This window comes from Haloferula sp. (assembly GCF_049672945.1).
In the GTDB taxonomy this organism is placed as follows: domain Bacteria; phylum Verrucomicrobiota; class Verrucomicrobiia; order Verrucomicrobiales; family Akkermansiaceae; genus Haloferula.
Genome location: NZ_JBATWY010000119.1, coordinates 12,698 through 30,869 on the forward strand (window position 1 = coordinate 12,698; position 18,172 = coordinate 30,869).

The window sequence follows — 18,172 nt, forward strand, 5'->3', positions numbered from 1 at the left end:
TCAGCGGGAGGGCGGAAGAACTCTCCGGACGGGTGGTCGGGTTGGGGACGCGGCTCCTAACGAAAGTTGATCACCGTCGCGGATGTACAAGCCTACTGTGCCAACGAAAGGATAGTAATCGTCGTTTCTGCGCAGTCCGAGGGAGTCCAAACGTAATCCCAACGCGTGGGCGGAGGTCGAGGCGGTGCCGGTCTCCGGTTGGAAAGGGATCGGGCCACATGGGCTGGTAAGGAGTTTGGCAGGCTGCCAATCGATGGCATTGCGGGAAATGGTTCCCTGGTCATCGACGAGTTGGAAGGCCCCGCTGAGAAGGCGGTGGAAATAGAGCGACTCCTGTTCATCGAAGCCGGACCAGGGCTCGGTGGAGTCCTTGAGGGGGAGTTCGACGATGTCGCCGGGCTGGAGCCTAATATCACCTTCGGCGAGTTGCTTGCGGGTGGATTGATCCGTTAGGGCTGCGAGGCTTTCGGCGAGGCGGGGGGTGATGATGCTTTCGCTACCGTCTTTTCGGAGACGACGGATGCGAATTCCGGCCAGATCGGGATGGGGAAGAATCGTTGGGGTGGGATAGCCCGACTTGATGATTTTTGCGATCTTGCCGAGGCGTGCCTGCGGGTCCTTGGGTAGATCCGCGATTCCTGGGAGAATGTCGATTCCCCAAGCGCCGTAGGTGTCGGTCAGCAGCTCGGAAAGCATGGGAAGGAGGACCGGCGAATGCCCGATTTCGTGAGCGCGGCTGAAGTGCCTGCCGGGAACGACGAGGCGGATCTGATCCTTTCTCTGGAATAACTGGCCGGCCTCGTCCTGGAGAGGGGCATGGACGGAGATCCTGTCATCTGCCTGAAGTGGAAATGTTTCCCATTCCTTGGTTCTGTGCGCGAGCCGGATCGGATCCCAGCCTTCGCGGTGCACGATCACCTCCAGTGGTTTGCTGAGGAGCTGATAGTATGCTTCGGGGTAGAGGAGTTGGGAAAGATACCCCGCCGAGAGCAGTGGGAGGACGGGCTTGGTGGGATCGTAGCTGAGGCAGTCGCCACGGACGGTGATTTCGGAAATCTCTTCACCCCGGGTGATTTTGATCGGGAAGGAAATGCGGCGGAGGAGACTCCAGTAGGTAGCGTGAGGAAGAGAGTCGACGAATTCAATATTCGTCAATGCGTCCGAATGATCGATACGCCTTTCGACAACGTCACCCCACTTCAATTCTGGGAATGGGGTGTCCCCTGCAAGGTCGAGTGGGATGGGCGTCAATCGGTTTGACTCATTACGCTGCCAGAGAATCCATTGGTCCTTGGTGACGGGCGGTTTGTCCTGCTGCTGTCCCGGTATCTGCGGCCCGCCTCTTTCAGAGAGGATGGCGAGATGGATCGGGGAGCTGGTCAGCAGACTCGCGAGCGATGGGAGTTGGGGAGAGTCTGATTTCGTAGCGAGCGTCTGATGTCGCTGTTTGCTAAGCTCATCAAGCACAAGCCGGACTTCGTCGGAATTCGAGATTCCTGGAATGAGGAACTTATCTTTCAATAGAGGTAACGCGCCACGCCGGGCATTTTCCAATCCCGATTCGAGCCATTCCTTGGAGGGTTCGGCTCCGTGTTCGATCAACGGAGCGATGTCGATGGCAAGCTCTTGATGCGAACCGTTGACGCTCCGCCTTCTTGGGTCGAATTTCATGATGGACTCGAGAAGGTCTGTCGCGGCTTTGTCGCCTGACTCAAATCTTGGACGGGTCTTGAGCAAGCTTGCCATCAGCTCAGGTTTTGGTCCCCATGCGGCAAGGCGCAGGTTTTCGACGGTGACCTCGGCTCCAGCAGCAAGAAGTCGTTCGATCTTGTCATTCTGGTTGGTACGAATGGCGATTTCGAGGGCTGTGGCGGATTTGAGCTGCTCGCGCTCCGGCCACCAGACCAGATTGTCCCCGGTTTCCAGCTTAAGGTCGGCTCCCTTTTCGAGAAGCAGGTTTATGATTTCGAGGGATGAATCCTTGGAACTCTGGATGGCGAGGTGGAGCGGTGTGACGGCTCCATCCGGGGAGGGGAGATCTGGTTTGGCTTCGTGCTTGAGAAGGAGTTGGACGGCGGCGAGGTTGCCATCGGTAGCGGCGATGTGGAGCGGGGTGCCCTCGGTGGAATTGTGGCCGGAGCGGTCGAAGGCATTCACGTCGGCTCCGCGTTCGATCAAGAGGTCGGCGGTTTTCAAGTCGCCGGAGTGAATGGTGCGGTTGAGCGGCAAGCACGGTTGATCGCCCATCATGAAGGGAGCGTTCGGACTGAGGCCCTGGTCGAACAGGAGTTGTAACAACGTGAGATTTTTATGATTCAGTGCGCCATTGATCGAGTTGGCGGATTCTTTCCCGTCGGGCTTGCAGCCGTATTCGAAGAGGAGTTTGCAGACTTCGAGGAAGCCCTGAGAGGTGGCTTGGGAGAGGATGCCCTCGGCATTGGGATCGGCTCCGTTTTCCAGAAGGAAACGAATCGGGGGAAGACTTCCGGAAGTGACGGCATTTCTGAGAGTTTCGGGAGAGAGAAAGATGTCTGGCGAGGTTTGTTTGAGTTGCTTGAGTCGGACCAGTTCGGCGGTCTCTGGAGATGCTTCGCCGGCTTCGGGCAGGTCACCACCGAGGGCGGCGAGATGTTCGCGGGCGAGTTCGGACTCGCTTTCGAATTCGGAGAACTCGCGGAGCAGGCGCTGATAGAGGGCGATGGCTTCGTCGTTCTTCTCTTGGGATCGTCGGACTTCGGCGAGGCGAAAGAGGGCGCTGGCGGCGAGGGGACGCTGCTGGTCGAAGTCGGCGAGGATTTTCTCGTAGGCGTCGGCGGCTTTGGCGGGGTCGCGTTCGACTTCCTCGGTATAGAGGGCGTCGCGGAGTTGCTCGCGGAGATCGGGCTCGGCGGTGGCGAGGAGCGGGAGTGAGCAGAGGAGGGGTAACAAACGTCTCATGGGGGCATGGAAGCAAACTTCCGATGATGGTTTGTCATGGAATGGTCATGAGTGCAACGCCGATGCCCGCTTCGCGGGAGTGCCGAGTGAGAAGTGAAAGGTACGGGGTTGAGGCGACGGTTGAAACGCCAAGTTCGCCAAGGCTGGAGTTGTGGGACTGGAGTTTCGACGCCGACTGAAGTCAGCGGTCCGGGCGCAGGGGTTGGTGATTCTGCTTGCTCGGGGAAGCGGGGGTGCCAAGGCTTTCGGGGTGGCGCAGGCGAGCATTTCAGACACGGCGGTCTTTCCAGACCTGGGGGAGTCAGCGGCGGCGCTTGGGCTGCTGGCGGCCGCGAAGACCTCCGATGGGCGCTTCCGGACGGGCGGTGATGGCGTGCGGGCGGTGGCAGTGACGGGCGACGGCAAGGTCGAGTTCGTGGGCTTTGAAAACCACACGCTGGCCCACGTGACTTCATCGCTCGGCTATCCGGCCTACTATCCGGTGCCTTCCTTGGGTGAACCGGCACCCATCAAGGCGGTGCTGATGGATCTCGATGGCACGACTGTCCACAGCGAGGATTTCTGGATCTGGATCATTGAGCAATCGACGGCGAGTCTGCTGGGCGATTCGAAGTTTGAGTTGGAGGATTCTGATGTGGCTCACGTCTCCGGCCATTCCGTTTCGGAACATCTGAAGTACTGCATCGCGAAGTACTGCCCGGATAGGAGTTTGGAAGACGCCCGTCGTTTTTACTTCGAGCACACGGATCGTGAGATGAAGGCAATCCTCGATGGGGGCGGTCGGCCCGGGGCGTTCAAACCTGCTCCGGGGATCAAGGAATTTTTGTTAGAGCTGCGCAGCATGGGCGTGAAGCTGGGGCTGGTAACCTCAGGGCTTTATGAAAAAGCCTACCCGGAGATTCTTGACGTGTTCAAGACACTCGACATGGGTGATCCGGAGCAGTTTTACGACTCGATCATCACGGCGGGAACGGCAGTGGGTCGTGGCAAGGCGGGCACGATGGGTGAGCTTCCTCCGAAGCCGCACCCCTGGCTTTACGCCGAAAGTTTGACGATTGGTCTGGGATTGGGTTTCGAGGAGCGGAGTTCGGTCATTGGGATCGAGGACAGCGGTGCGGGCATCTGCGCCCTACGTTTGGCGGGGATCCGGCCGGTTGGATTGAACGACGGCAACATCGGTGAATCCGGCACGGGTGGACTTTGTCACTTACGGGTTGATGGATTCGATCAGATCATGGCAGAGATCAAGGCGCTGGGATGAATCCCTGAAACCCCAATGAAGGACATCGAAGAAAAGATCAAAAACCGTGAAGAAGCCGCAGAACTGCTTCGCGAGTTCCGCTCGGAAGACCAATGCGTGGTGTTCACCAACGGTTGTTTCGATGTGCTCCATCCCGGGCATGTGCGGTATCTGCAGGAAGCCCGGAAGTTGGGCGACATGCTGGTGGTGGGATTGAACTCCGATGATTCGATCAAGCGGCTGAAGGGTCCTGATCGGCCGATTTGCGAGGAGAGTGCGCGTGCCTACCTTCTGGCCTCAATGGCCTGTGTCGATCTGGTGGTGATCTTTGATGAGGAGACACCGGTAGAACTGATGGGTGCCCTGACACCGGACATTCTGGTGAAGGGGGCCGACTGGGAAGGAAAGCAACTGCCCGGAAGTGAACTGGTGGGACGAGTGGAGTTCATGCCTTTCCTTGAAGGCTGGAGTTCGACCGATGTGATCGGGCGGATCAAGAAGGCGCTGAAGAGCGAGCTGGCCTCTTGAATCGCTGAGGTGAAAGGTTTCGAGGGCCTCGTTTTTTACAGAAGGTAAGGAAGGAAACGAAGGGGGGGTGAGGGGGCGAACAGTGGCATGACCGTCCCGGTCATGATCAAATACGGCTGAGTAGCACGATCGGAGAAACAAACTCTCAATACGTATTGACTTCAATCATGACCGAGACGGTCATGCCACGGTGCATGGCGCTACTGGAGATACTCCGCAAGCGCTTCGAGACCTTCGTTGAGATCAACGTGGTCGTAGTAGTTGCCGGGGGTTTGTTCGGCGATGGGGAGCTTGCCGTCGGGATAAAGGACCCGGTCGTAGATGCCGACGGTCCAGGGAAAGCGCATCTTGCCACCGATGGCGTGCGAGCCGAAGATCCCTATTGTCGGAGTGCCTTCGGCTTTCGAGATATGAAGCGCGGCGGAGTCGGTGGAGACGGTCAGGAAGGCGTCGCGGATGACTTTCTTCAACTCCGGAAATCCGGTTTTGCCGGCGAGGACCTCGACCTCGCCCGGAAGGACGGCGGCGATTTCCTCAACATAGCTTCGTTCCTCTTCCGAGCCGACCAGTTTGATCGGCAGATCATAGCGTTCGTTGAGAATTTCGGCGAACTCGCGCCACTTTTCGGCGGGTGGGCGTTTGGAGGTCCACTTGGGACTTGAGCCGGTGTTGAAGATGATATGCGTCCGCTTGCGTTTGCCGCACTGGATGGCCGCGGTGCCCTTGGCAATGACAGATTCGGTGAGTTCCGAGCCAGGGACGTTGTTGACGAAAACGTTTGCCACGTCGTGAACCCGGCTGCCGGACCAACGACCAATCATACGGCAGCGCTTGTTAGATTGAAAATCGAGGATGTCCGTGAAGCGTCGTTTTCTCACTTCGATAATGACTTTCAGCTGCGAGACGAAGGACTTCTTGTCGAGCACGATGAAGTCGGAGAATTCATCCTTGAGGAAGGCTCTGCCAATCGGGGAGGTGATGATGCAGGGCGGCGGGTCCATGGCGCGCAGATAGGGCAGGGTGGACGCGATGTCACCGAGTGCGCTGAGTTTGATCACGGCGATGTTCTTGCCGTCGGTGGAGCTGGATGCCGTCATGGGGTCGCGGGCAAGCTTTGGGGAAGATGAGACGGGAGTCGAGTGGGGATGCGAGAGCTCTCCATGTTGCTGGTTTGGAAACGCCAAGTCGCCAAGAACGCAAAGTCTTGAGTCCTGAAGAATGGATCCACTTGAGTTTCCTTGGCGACCTTTGCGTCTTGGCGTTTCAAATCATACCCTTTGATCCGAGCTGCGCAGCTGGATGTCGCCGATTTCGACATGCGGCGGGGACTCGAGCATCGTCAGGATGCAGTCGGCGACGTCCTCAGGTTTGAGCATCGTCATCGACTGGCGGGTCTTTTGCAGCTGGTCCTCGCGACCGCGGAAATAGAGGTCGAGCAGGGGGGTGTCGACGAAGCCAGGCGAGACGGTGCCGATCTGAACCGGAATGCCGGCGGCCTTGATTTCATGGCGCATCGAGTCGCTGATCGCCCGCACGGCGAACTTCGTCGGCGCGTAGAAGCCGCCGCTTGGCGGAACGCGGTGACCGCTCATCGAGGAGACGTTGATGATGCGTCCGCCCCGCTCGGGAAAGTGGCGGAGCGAGAGCTGACTGCAGAGCGTGAGGGCCATGACGTTGACGCGCCACATTTCCTCCCAGTCGGTTGGGTTGCCATCGATGATGCGGGACAGGTAGGCGACGCCCGCGCAATTCACCAGCGCATCGATGCAGCCGAGGTCTTGAAAGATGGCCTGGACGTCTTCGCGCCGGGTGAGGTCCGCCTGGATGCGGATCACTCCCTCGGGCAGCGATGCCGGATTACGCGAAACTCCGAGGACGCTGGTGCCGCGGGCGAGAAGCTGCTCGGCCAAGGCGCGGCCGATGCCACTCGATGCTCCTGTGACGAGGATCGTTTTTCCTGCGAGGCGGCTCATGCCGGAACCGTTTCACGCGGGGCGGACTCTGGCAATCGGGGATGTAGGGAGGGCGGATACTCTTGTCTGCCGTTGAACCCCGGAACTCGGTAAGGGGGACGGGAATGGCCAACATCCACCAAGGAATGTCCAAGTTTCAAGTGAAAGGCAGGGGAGAACCGCGAAGACACTAACGTTCGGCTCTTTTGGAAGTCCTTGTTTGAGCGGGAATCGGAGGGTGTTGCCGATCAAAGAGTATTGGTCCTCCCCAGTTCTTGTTTGATTTTCTGAATCGCGACCCGGGCGTTCTCGTCTTCCGGGTGGGCGTTGGAGAATCGTTCGAAATTCGCCAGAGCTTTCTCCAATTGGCCTTTCTCCGCGAAGAGCATTCCTTGTTCGTAGATGGCGGGCATGAAGTCGCTTTCTGCGTCGACGGCCCGGGTCAGGGCATCGAGGGCTTCGTCTTTGCGGCCTGCGAGGCGGAGCATGTGGCCGAGGGCGTAGTTCGCGCGGGAGTCGGTGGGGGCGAGCTCGACGGCTTTGGTGCCGGATTCGATCGCTGCTTCCGTTTGACCGTTTTGAAACAGGGCGAGGGCGAGGCTTGAGTGGATATCCGGATCGTCGGGGGTTTGCGCGGCGGCCTGTTGATAGATGCTGATGGCTTCTTCGAGTTTGCCCGCTGCGAGTTTCTCGCTGGCCTCGATCATCATGTTTTCCTTCTCACTGATCCCCATGGTGGCGAGCTTTTCTTTTGCGGTCGCGGCGTCCTGGGTTCTGCCGGCGGCGGTGAGGAGTTTTACATAAAGCTGCCATGAAAGGCTGTCCGTGGGATCTTCGGTCAGTGCGGACTCGGTGCAGGAGATGGCTTTTTCGAGTTGGCCGGCTTGGATGGCATCGATGGCCTGATTGTAGAAATGGGTGCTGTCCTGGGGCATATGGGGAGGCTAAGTCCGGGGGAGTGATTTCCAAGGTCGGAATGTTTTCAGTGAGCCGACTCACTCATGGGAGGGGGTTGAAGTGAATGGTGAAGTCTGAGCTTTGCTTCCTTTCTTTCCTCCTGTTTGACCCCAAGTGGGGATGAGGCCGCCCTCTTTGGGGTGGGCGAAAGGGTGTTTTTGGAAGTGGGAGGAAAAAGGTGGAAAGTGGAGGGCTGCTCGGAGTGGAGCGAGTAGATGCCGCCTTTCATCCAATCGCCCCGGCATTGACCGTCTTGTCTCTTCGGGGTTAGCGACGCAGTCGTGGATGGGATTTCTGGAGCGATTGGACTGCCTGTGCTGGGGGCGGCTCTGCATCCCTTGCTTGGGGCTCTGGTCCAGCGTTCAAGCAAGCTTGGAGTGCGGCTGCCGGTGATTCTGGGGACGGCGAACATCATGACCTTCGGGATTTTTCTCTGCTACTTGCGGCCGGATTTCAGCGGTGGGTTTGGCTACGGCGATGGGTTGGCGATGCTGAATGGGGTGCTGTTCTTCTGGGGGCAGTGGTTTTCGATCCAATCGGTAAGGAAGGGTGACCTGGTGGTTCATTCCGCAGCCTTGGGTTTCAAGGTGGTGTTTGTGGCGGTATTCTCGGCCTCGGTGGGGCTCGAGCCAGCGGGATCGGGACTGTTTGCCGGTGCGTTACTGGCTTGCTTGGCTGTTTACTTTGCAGCCGGGGCGACGCTGGCCCGGTTCATGGAAAACCGGACGACGCTGTGGCTGACCTTGGTGGCGTGTGCGTTCTTCGGGACGAATGATTTCCTCACCGGCTGGAAGGCGCAGGATATCGGTGGGCCTCGGTGGTTGATCCTGATGATCGGTACGGCGGCCACGCTTTCGGTCGGCATGCTGCTACCGAGGTGGTCGCAGATGAAAGAGGCCTTTGCTTGCCGGAAACGCTCGCTGTCGGTGGTCGGGGCGGGTCTCACGCTCGGGCTTCAGGCACTGCTGGTGAATTTGGCCTTCAGTTGGTATCGCGAGCCGGCGCTGAGCAATATTGCCTACAGCACACGCGGGGTGATGGCCGTGCTGTTTGTCTGGGCTTTCGTGAAGCGCTTCCGCGAGCCTCTCGGTCGTCGGCAACTGGTCGGTGCCAGCCTGATGATTGCCGCGCTGGCACTGGTCCTTCTGTGAGGGATCGAGGCTGCCGAGATCGATGAAGGCGATCCAGCAGCTGAGCGGAGCGAGTTCGAGCTGCTAGGTTCCATTGGGCTCGCCTGGGGTGCTGGGCGGCTCGGGCCGGTCATGGATTGGAAACCACGGCAGGCTCTGGCCGGTTGGGAGCCGGCGCTCCGTTTGAGGGCGCGGGTTCCGGCAAACCTTCGAAAAGTCGGGGCAGATCGGGGAGGTCGGCCTGGGTCTGGGCGCGTTGGGCGCTGATGATCTTGCCGTCGCGGTAAAGGAAGGCGCCGGGCATTTGAAGACCATCGCCGGCGAGGTGGCCGACACCGCAGCCGCGGATCAGGGCGACACTCATACGGAAGATGACGTGCGGTCCGAAGAGCTCGAGAAAGCCACCTTTTCCCAAGCCGAAGGCCCGGTAGAGCTCGCACATCGGATCGGCAATGCGGGCGATGCCCTTGCGGGGCTCGAGGTAGGCTGATTCGTCGCCCTCTTCGAGCATGTGAACGAGGACCAGGCGTGCGCCGTGCCGGTCGGCCTCGTCTTTGAGCGATTGGAGTTCGCGCAGGATCTGGCGGGTAAAGGTGCAGCCGAAGTGGCGCAGGAAGACCATCGCCAGGGTTTGATCCTTCCCGGCGGCTTCAAGGGTCTCGCCGGAAGAAAGATGATACTCCTTGGCGGCCTCTTCCAGGGTGAGTGGTGCCTCGCGGCTAGGCGGCCGTCCGATGTGGGCCTGAGCGGCTACCCAGAGGATTACGGCGAAGGGGAACCACCAGATCACGTCGTCGACGAGGGCGAGCAGCAGCAGGTGGGTGGACAGCGGGCCGTCGAAGAGCGAGGAGATAAAAGCGATGATGACCAAGTTAAACTTGGCGAAGCCGGCGAGGACGATCGGCCAGTGGCGAATCGGTGAGCGGGCGGCGATCAGGAATCCGATGCCCAGAGCAATCGAGAGCAGGCCGACACCGCGCCAGAGGGCGGGGTGATTGGGGCGATCGATGCTGGCGATGTCAAAGCAAGCATGCGGCCAGAAATTGACCCAGGCTCCGAACAGCACGTGATAGATCCCGGCGGCGATCAGGGTAAAAGTGATCCAACGGGGGATCTGGCATCGGGCTCCTCGACACTGAAAAGGCATAGCGTTGAGGGTAGATCAAGAGGGCGATCGCGCAAGGGGGAGAAATCGGGTAGGATTTTGTGGTTCCTTTGGTTCGCCGTGAGGGCTGAATTCCTGGCGATTTTGGGGTCTGGTATTGCGCGACTTGTCGGCGGGATTCTCCGCAAAGAAGTTGCAAACTCCTTCTCCATATCCACCAGACCTTGACCGCTGGGATGGGACTTCTCATGGTCCGCGCCATGCGGATTTTGACGGGTCTCCAACCAAGTGGGAAACTTCATGTGGGAAACTATTTCGGGGCGATGGAGCCTGCCGTGAAGTTGCAGGAGGAGGGTGATGCCTTTTACTTCATCGCCAACTATCACGCGATGACCTCGGTGAGGGATCCGGACGAGCTTCGCGCTTACACCCGGGAATTGGCGGTCGATTTCCTCGCCTGCGGGCTGGACCCGGCCCGGGCGGTCTTTTTCCGTCAATCCGATGTGCCGGAGGTGAATGAGTTGGCGTGGATTCTTTCAACAGTGTGTCCTCTGAGTCTGCTGGAGAAGTGTCACTCCTATAAGGACAAGGTGGCGAAGGGGATTTCTCCGAATCACGGATTGTTTGCCTATCCGATCCTGATGGCGGCGGACATTCTCCTGTATGACTCGAATCTGGTGCCTGTTGGAAAGGACCAGAAGCAGCATCTGGAAGTGACCCGCGATCTGGCCGGCAAGATCAATGAAGCCTACGGAGAGGGAACGCTGGTCGTGCCCGAGCCAATCATCCGTGAGAACTCGGCGGTGGTTCCCGGCCTGGATGGACAGAAAATGAGCAAAAGCTACCACAATACCCTGCCGCTTTTTGGCGAGGAGAAACCCTCGAAGAAGCTCATCATGCGGATTCAGACCGACTCGACGCCACTGGAGGATCCGAAGCCGATCGAAGGATCATTGATCCTGCCGCTGTTCCGTTTGTTTGCCGATGATGCCTCGTATGCCAGCCTGGTCGCCGACCATCAGAATGGCGGCACGGGTTACGGTGACTTTAAAAAGCGTCTGGCGGAGGCCTACTGGGACTATTTTGCGCCGATGCGGACGCGTCGCGAAGAGTTGATGGCGGATCCGGGATTCGTCGATCAGGTGCTGGCGGATGGGGCTGGGAAAGCACGGGAGGCGGCAAATGTGGTGCTCGATCGGGTGCGGAAGGCCGTCGGGCTGGCTTAAAGAAGCCTGCTCGGTGAAGGATCAAAGGCCGGAATGGCGAAAAATGCTTTGCAAAGGGGCGATCGGTGGGCATTCTCCGACCGTTCGAGTGACGAAGCACCTGCAGGTTTGTTTGGTGCTCCGGGTTTGAAAACCCTGCTGCCTCTTTTGGGCTAACGGTCAGGGATTGATCCTCTCCCGGGATAATCGCATTCGCTCAACCCGTTTTTTCGCGGCACCCATGACTGGAGGATTCTTCCGTCCCGGTGCCATCTCCCTTCCAACAGAAGTTCAATGGCCGGTCACAACAAGTGGTCCAAGGTGAAGCACATCAAGGCTCGCGTCGATGCCATCAAAGGCAAGGTGTTCAGCAAGTGTGCCCACGAAATCGCCATCGCCGCGCGCGATGGTGGTGGCGACCCTGGCTCGAACCATCGTCTGCGTGCCGCGATCGACAACGCCAAGGCGGTGTCGATGCCGAAGGACAACATCGAACGTGCCGTCAAGAAGGGCACGGGTGAACTTGGCGGAGAAGCGATTCAGGAGGTCAGCTACGAAGGTTATGGTGCCGAAGGGGTTGCGTTCATCATCGAGGCTGCCACCGATAATCTGAACCGGACGGCGGCGGACATCCGCTCGATCTTTACCAAGAACGGCGGCAGCGTCGCGCCCCCCGGCAGCGTGTCCTACCAGTTCGACCGCAAGGGAGAGATCAGGATTGCGGCCGAGGGATTTGAAGAAGATCAGATGATGGACATCGCAATCCTTGCCGGCGCCGATGAGGTCCTGAGTGAAGATGACGAATACATCGTGCTCACCGCGCCGACAGAACTCAACGTGGTCGCAGTGAAGCTTCGTGAAGCGGGATGCACGGTGGTCTCTGAGAAACTTGTCTTTCTTCCGCAGAATCCGACGGTGGTTCGCAACGAGCACCGGGCCCGCGAAGTACTACGGCTCTACGAGTTATTGGACGACTACGCCGATACCATGAATGTTTTTACCAATTTTGAAGTCGCCGACGAAATCGTCGAGCTGCTTGAAGCCTGAACCCTTTTCCAATGAGCGACGATACCACCGAGGAAGCACGAAAATCCGCGACCAGCAAAGCGGGCGATCCCCCCGTCAAAAAGAAAGCAGCCAGAAAGGCTGCTAGCAAAAAGGCGACCAAGAAGGTGGCTGCCAAGAAGGCGACAAAAAAGGTGGCGAAGAAGTCGGCCAAAACGGTTGATAGTGCGCAAGCGACGCTTCCTCTGGACACGCCTGCCCCCGAGCGGGAAAAGCCTGAGAAGAAAGAGAAGCCATCCGCTCCTGTGGAGAAGTCCGCCGTTGGCGAGAGTTCTGGAGAAGGTGCGGAGCCAGTCCGTTTTGGGCGGGTTCCCGGTGGGGGACCGGTGCAGCGCGAAGAGCGTCAGCAGGAGGATTCAAAACCTGAGAAGCGGGAACGCCCGAGTGATCGGGACGAGAAGAAGGAGCACGGAGATCGCCAGAGTCGCAGTGACCGCGGTGGGAATGACCGTGGTGGGAATGACCGTGGTGGGAATGACCGCAACGTTGGCGGAGAGCGCTCGGAACGTGATGATGGTCGAAGGAGGAAACGACGTCGCAATCGGCGTCGTGGTGATCGGAGCGACAACAATCGTGGTGATCGGGGCGACAACAATCGTGGTGAACGCGGCGACAACAACCGTGGCGACAACAACCGCGGCGAAGGTCGGCAGGGGAGGAATCGGGATGACAACGAAATGCGTGATCGTCCGGTGGTTCTCGAAGGACCGAAGGTGGAAGTGGATGGGCTGTTGGAGATGGCGCCGAAGGGTTTTGGTTTCCTCCGCCTTGCCTCCAAGAAATTTGAACAGGCCAAGGATGATGCCTTTGTCTCTCCTGATCTTGTCCGTAGCCATGGCTTGCGGGTGGGGGTGTGGATTCACGGTTTGACTCAAGAGGGGCCACGCGGTCCCCAGCTGGTTGAAATTACTTCGATCAATGGGATGCCGCCGGAAGAGGCGCGCAAGTTGCCCGCCTTCGAAGAGCTCAAGGCGATCAATCCCAACAAGCGTATCTCGCTCGAGACGACCCAGGATCGGTACACGACGCGTGTGGTCGACTTGATGTCACCCGTGGGCAGAGGTCAGCGAGGTCTGATTGTTTCACCACCGCGTTCGGGCAAGACGACCTTGCTGCTCCATATCGCCGAGGCGGTCAATGAGCTGCACGATGAGACGATGCACCTGATGGTCGTGCTGGTCGACGAGCGCCCCGAGGAGGTGACCGAGTTCCGTCGCTGCCTGCCGGAAGCTGAGATCTATGCGAGTTCGAATGACGATCATCCGCGCAATCACACCCGGATTGCGGAAATCGCGATCGAGCGGGCCAAGCGTCTGGTGGAAGGCGGCCAGCATGTGTTTCTCTTGATGGATTCCATTACCCGCCTGGCCCGGGCCTACAATGGTGGGATGCGTGGCAAGGGAAGGGGGATTGGCTCTGGCGGTGTGATGGTCGGAGCTCTGGAGACGCCGCGTCGGCTTTTTGCAGCGGCGCGAAATACTCGTGAAGCAGGATCGCTGACGATTCTGGCGACCGCGCTGATTCAGACGAACAGCCGGGCGGACGATGCCATTTTCCAGGAGTTCAAGGGCACCGGCAACATGGAGCTGGTGCTCGATCGGAAAGTCGCGGAGAACTACATTTACCCAGCCGTCGATATCTTCAAATCGGGCACCCGGCGTGAGGAATTGCTGCTTCCCGAGCATACGCTCCACAAAATCCACATGATTCGCCGTGGTCTTTCGGGCCATCGGCCGGAGGAGGCCATGGAGCGTCTCCTCTACTTCCTGAAGAAATTCCCCAACAACCCTCAGATGTTGTTGGAAATCAAGGGTTAGGGTGCATTTTTGGCTAGCCGGATGGGTCTGGCGGCGAAAAAATCGTACGATTTCGACTCTTTTTCAGAAATAAATTCCCGGCTTCGGCGTTTTAGTAAGTGAAAGGCCGAGCGCATCTGGCCTTTGAAATTTGCTGAGAGGCTCAGGCCTTAAAGCCAGAGGCTCGATCGAGCGTTCCTTAGGTTTTTGGGTTTTTTTCCTAGGGGATAGCGGTCGAGCCTCATTTTTTTCGGCAGGAGGGCTTTTTGACTGAGTCTCGCCCTCCTTTACAAAGTCGGGACCCTCTGGCAAGCATCCGCCGCGATGTCAGATCTGTCCAAAGCCTACGAGCCCCAAGAGGTGGAGAAAAAGTGGTATGCGGCGTGGTTGGAGGGGAAGTGCTTTGAAGCCGATGCCTCTTCCGACAAGCCCGCCTACTCGATCGTCATCCCGCCGCCGAATGTCACTGGGATCCTCCATCTGGGCCATGTTCTGAACAATGCGCTGCAGGATATTCTGGCACGTCGTGCCCGCCAGACCGGCCACGAAGTGCTCTGGCTCCCTGGAACGGATCATGCCGGCATTGCGACCCAGGCGAAGGTGGAACGTGAGCTTCGGGAAAAGGAAGGCAAGACGCGTCGCGATCTCGGCCGGGAGGCCTTTCTTGAGAAGGTGTGGGACTTCAAGGACCATCATGGAGGCATCATCATCAAGCAGCTCAAGCGACTCGGCTGTTCCTGCGACTGGTCGCGTGAGCGCTTCACGATGGACGAGGATTACACCAAGTGGGTGAGCCAGGTCTTCGTGGATCTTTTCAAGGAAGGGCTCATCTATCGCGGCAAGCGGATGGTGAACTGGTGTCCGGTATCCTTGACGGCGCTCTCCGACGAGGAGGTCATCATGACGCCGCGGAAGTCGAAACTTTACACCATGAAGTACGAGCTGGCGGATGCTCCCGGCGAGTTCCTCAAGATCGCGACGACCCGTCCGGAAACGCTGATGGGTGATGTGGCGGTGGCTGTGAACCCGAAGGATCCGCGCTACGCGGACTATGTGGGTCGCAAGGTGCGACGACCGTTTCCAGCAGCGGAGATTCCCGTGATCGCCGATGATCATGTCGACATCGAATTTGGAACCGGCGCGTTGAAGATCACACCGGCGCACGACAAAGCTGATTTCGATATCGGCATGAAGCACGATCTCGAGATCATCGACGTGCTCCACCCGGACGGAACGGTCAATTGCCCCGATTGCCCGGATCTTGACGGCCTTGATCGCTTTGTGGCGCGCAGGAAAGCGGCGGCGAAGCTTGAGGAGATGGGCTTGTTGCTGGGGGTTGAAGAGTATGACAACAACGTCGGTTACTCCGAACGAGCCGGCGTGCCGATCGAACCGCGCATTTCGATGCAGTGGTTCTTGAAGTATCCATGCATCAAGGAGTCGGCGGATGCGGTGGCCAATGGTGACATCATGATGCGGCCGGACCGCTGGCGGAAAACCTACGCCCACTGGATGGAGAACCTCCAGGACTGGTGCATCAGTCGTCAGCTATGGTGGGGTCATCAGATTCCCGTCTGGTATCGCAAGGACAAGCTCGACGATCTCACAAATGCCGAGTCGCTCAACATGGCGGATCTCGAAGCGGGAGACATCCACGTTGGCATTGATCCTCCGGCCGACGAAGACAACTGGGTCCGTGATGATGATGTGATGGACACCTGGTTCAGTTCGTGGTTGTGGCCGTTTGCGACGATGGCGGGTGTTGGTGAGGAAAGTGAGACCTTGAAAAAATTCTATCCGACCACTGATCTGGTCACCGGTCCTGACATCATCTTTTTCTGGGTGGCCCGGATGATCATGGCGGGCTATCGCTTCGCCGGTGAACTGCCGTTCAAGAACGTGTATTTCACGACGATTATTCGCGACCTGAAGGGACGCAAGATGAGCAAATCGCTCGGCAACTCTCCGGATCCGATCGACCTCATGGACAAGTATGGTGCGGATGGCCTGCGCTTTGGTCTGTTGCGGATCGCTCCGGTGGGATCGGATGTCCGCTTTGACGAGGTTCAGATCGAGGAAGGTCGGAACTTTGCCAATAAACTCTACAATGCCTGTCGCTTCCGTCAGATGGCGGGCGAGGTCGAATTGCCTGAAGGCAACGAAGCCGACGATGATGAGGAATTCGAAACCGTGGGTGATGCGCGTTGCTTCCACCTCGACATCATGGCGAAGCTCGACGAATTGAGCTCCGATCTCGCACGGATCTACGGTGACTATCGTTTTGGAGAAATCGCGCAACGGCTCTACGAATTTCTGTGGAGTGAGTTCTGCGACAAGTTCCTCGAGGCGGTGAAGGGTGACCTGCGCGACAATGCTTCGGCGGAAGCGCGCGCAGTGACTGTGACGGTGTTCGACGCAGTGATGAGTCGCTATCTGCAGCTGCTTCATCCCTACATGCCGCACGTCACGGAGGAGCTATCGGAGAGGATGGGCTACATGGAAGAGGGTGAGTTCCTGATGAATGCCGAACTCCCCGACGAACCCCTGCTCGTGGGTCTTTCTGTGGAAGAGATTGCCGCCGAGTCTGCGAAGGCAACGGCGGTCTATGAAGCGGCAGGAAGGCTGCGGAACCTGAAGGCCGAATACAATGTGGCCAGCCGTCGTGATGTGCGTTTTGTGATCAAGGGATCACCTGAATGGCTAGCCAAGGAAAAGGATGTGCTTGGCTTGCTGGCGGGAGCCGGTGCGGTGGATCTCGATGAGGGCTTTGAAGGCCCAAAAGGCACGCCGGTTTCCCTGACCGGGATCGGTGAGGTGGCGATGCCGCTGGAAGGGCTGATCGATGTCGAAGCCGAAAGAGTTCGGATCACCCGGGAGATCGACAAGATGGCGCAAGAGCTGAAGCGTTCGGAGGGGAAACTGGGAAATGCCAGTTTTGTTGACCGCGCTCCGGCGGAAGTGGTGGCTCAGGAGAAGGAGCGTCTCGAGGAGTGGAAGGGGAAGCTGGCCCAGCTCAAAGAGATGCTCAAGGCCCTCGGATGATGGCTTGTAACCGCCCGGGCCACCGCTAGTCTCTCAGTCTTCGAAACCCATGGGAGTTCAGAACCTCAAATCCATCAAGGGAATCCGGGACGGTGACTTCGAGCTGCTGGAAGCGGCTGGATGGGTCGACACGCGTCGGCTTGCCATGGCGCAGCCCGGAGAGGTTCTCACGGAGATCGAGAAGGCAAATGAGGTGCTGCGGCTCGTCAAGTCGGTGCCGGAACTTGATGTGGTGGCGGGATGGATTTCTGAGGCTCAGGAGATGACGGGAGAATTGCCCGCAGAGCCGGAAGTGGCCGAGGTCGAAGAAGATGCGTTCAAGGAGGCCATCGATTTTGAAGTCGAGCCTGAGGCGGTGGTGACCGGTCCGGTGAATTTCGAGGAAGACCCCGACGTCAGGGAAATGCTCGATCAGGCTCCCTTGGCGATTCCGCTTCCCAACCGGATGCTTGCGGCGCAGGGGATTGCGCCTTCCGAGATCACGATTGCACCGGTTCTCAATCGGGCCGAGAGCGATCTGGATGTGAGGGTGACGGCGAAGCAACGGACGATCGGGGCTGCAGTTTCGAAGAATTCTCCCAAAGGCCGGCACGCCGGCGTCGTGAAGATTGCGGATTCCGGAAGAAGCTCGAACAAGGGTTCGCGGAGGACGCTGGATACCGCCCGGGTTCGCACGATGGATCTTCCAGACGAGCCGGAGGAAGAAGAGGGGCATCCGCATCTTCAGAAGCGGCGACAGACCAGGGACGAACGGCTGACCTTGTTGCGGACAACCCGGGAGAGCACCAACCGTGGTAAGAAACCCGGGACGCGGAGGTACATTCGCGGCGTGCTTCACGACCGTCCCTACAAGGTCTGGTTCGGATGTCTGGTGGTGGCTCTCTTCCAGATCACGGTTCCTCTGGCCATCATTGCGGCAGCGCTTTTGATTATTACCGAACACTCACCCACCAAATTGGAATGGGTGCCTTCATGGATCATCGCGTTTCCCCTGGCCTTGCCGATTCTCGGGATCATGTATTTCACGATTTCGTTTGGCGTGAAATGCCGCGTCTGTGGTCAGCAGGTGCTGGTCCATCGGCAATGTCGAAAAAACAAGAAGGCCCACCATGTCTACGGACTGGGTTACATTTTCCCACTGGCCGTTCAGACGCTGCTGTTCCGCTGGTTCAACTGCACCTTCTGCGGGACCTCGATTCGGATCAAGGAGTAGGT

Annotated in this window: 13 protein-coding genes; 8 read left to right on the forward strand and 5 right to left on the reverse strand. The window is 58.6% G+C overall.

From position 1 onward, the window contains the following. A complete protein-coding gene (locus WBG04_RS10330) occupies window positions 1–2,937 on the reverse strand; it encodes an ankyrin repeat domain-containing protein (protein ID WP_424314343.1) in 2,937 nt (978 codons plus the stop codon). Between the two features lie 205 nt (window positions 2,938–3,142). Between WBG04_RS10330 and WBG04_RS10335 the strand changes: the two genes are divergently transcribed. Together WBG04_RS10335 and rfaE2 are read left to right on the forward strand one after the other, a co-directional pair. Continuing rightward, window positions 3,143–4,198, forward strand: coding sequence for an HAD family hydrolase (locus WBG04_RS10335; protein ID WP_424314345.1), 1,056 nt, complete (start codon window positions 3,143–3,145; stop codon window positions 4,196–4,198). 15 nt (window positions 4,199–4,213) lie between these two features. Further along, window positions 4,214–4,705 (forward strand): D-glycero-beta-D-manno-heptose 1-phosphate adenylyltransferase, encoded by a 492-nt coding sequence (rfaE2, locus tag WBG04_RS10340; protein ID WP_424314346.1) that lies wholly within the window; start codon window positions 4,214–4,216, stop codon window positions 4,703–4,705. Between the two features lie 200 nt (window positions 4,706–4,905). Here rfaE2 and WBG04_RS10345 read toward each other — a convergent pair whose 3' ends face one another. The 3 genes from WBG04_RS10345 to WBG04_RS10355 form a co-directional block, all read right to left on the reverse strand. Further along, window positions 4,906–5,802, reverse strand: coding sequence for a glycosyltransferase family 9 protein (locus WBG04_RS10345; RefSeq protein WP_424314348.1), 897 nt, complete (start codon window positions 5,800–5,802; stop codon window positions 4,906–4,908). 171 nt (window positions 5,803–5,973) lie between these two features. Then, complete coding sequence (locus WBG04_RS10350; protein ID WP_424314351.1) at window positions 5,974–6,678, reverse strand: SDR family oxidoreductase; 705 nt, start codon at window positions 6,676–6,678, stop codon at window positions 5,974–5,976. A gap of 227 nt (window positions 6,679–6,905) precedes the next feature. Beyond that, entirely contained in the window at window positions 6,906–7,592 is a 687-nt protein-coding gene (locus tag WBG04_RS10355) for a tetratricopeptide repeat protein (protein ID WP_424314353.1), read from the reverse strand. Window positions 7,593–7,895: 303 nt separating this feature from the next. On the opposite strand from WBG04_RS10355, the gene WBG04_RS10360 reads away from it, so the two are divergent. Continuing rightward, the gene (locus tag WBG04_RS10360; RefSeq protein ID WP_424314355.1) at window positions 7,896–8,765 is read left to right on the forward strand and encodes a hypothetical protein; all 870 of its coding nucleotides are present in this window, start codon (window positions 7,896–7,898) and stop codon (window positions 8,763–8,765) included. A gap of 109 nt (window positions 8,766–8,874) precedes the next feature. Here WBG04_RS10360 and WBG04_RS10365 read toward each other — a convergent pair whose 3' ends face one another. Continuing rightward, window positions 8,875–9,891: a hypothetical protein gene (locus WBG04_RS10365; RefSeq protein ID WP_424314357.1), complete on the reverse strand. Its 1,017-nt coding sequence runs from the start codon at window positions 9,889–9,891 to the stop codon at window positions 8,875–8,877. A gap of 218 nt (window positions 9,892–10,109) precedes the next feature. Between WBG04_RS10365 and trpS the strand changes: the two genes are divergently transcribed. The 5 genes from trpS to WBG04_RS10390 all read left to right on the forward strand — a co-directional run bounded on the left by trpS (window position 10,110) and on the right by WBG04_RS10390 (window position 18,170). Continuing rightward, the gene (gene trpS / locus WBG04_RS10370; protein WP_424314358.1) at window positions 10,110–11,075 is read left to right on the forward strand and encodes a tryptophan--tRNA ligase; all 966 of its coding nucleotides are present in this window, start codon (window positions 10,110–10,112) and stop codon (window positions 11,073–11,075) included. 273 nt (window positions 11,076–11,348) lie between these two features. Next, complete coding sequence (locus WBG04_RS10375) at window positions 11,349–12,101, forward strand: YebC/PmpR family DNA-binding transcriptional regulator (RefSeq protein ID WP_424314359.1); 753 nt, start codon at window positions 11,349–11,351, stop codon at window positions 12,099–12,101. An 11-nt stretch (window positions 12,102–12,112) separates the two neighbouring features. Then, window positions 12,113–13,936 carry a transcription termination factor Rho gene (gene rho / locus WBG04_RS10380; protein WP_424314360.1) on the forward strand — a complete coding sequence of 608 codons (1,824 nt, stop codon included), beginning with the start codon at window positions 12,113–12,115 and terminating at the stop codon, window positions 13,934–13,936. Window positions 13,937–14,239: 303 nt separating this feature from the next. Further along, window positions 14,240–16,957: a valine--tRNA ligase gene (locus WBG04_RS10385; RefSeq protein WP_424314361.1), complete on the forward strand. Its 2,718-nt coding sequence runs from the start codon at window positions 14,240–14,242 to the stop codon at window positions 16,955–16,957. 49 nt (window positions 16,958–17,006) lie between these two features. Then, window positions 17,007–18,170: a DUF4332 domain-containing protein gene (locus WBG04_RS10390; RefSeq protein WP_424314362.1), complete on the forward strand. Its 1,164-nt coding sequence runs from the start codon at window positions 17,007–17,009 to the stop codon at window positions 18,168–18,170. Window positions 18,171–18,172: the final 2 nt, after the last annotated feature.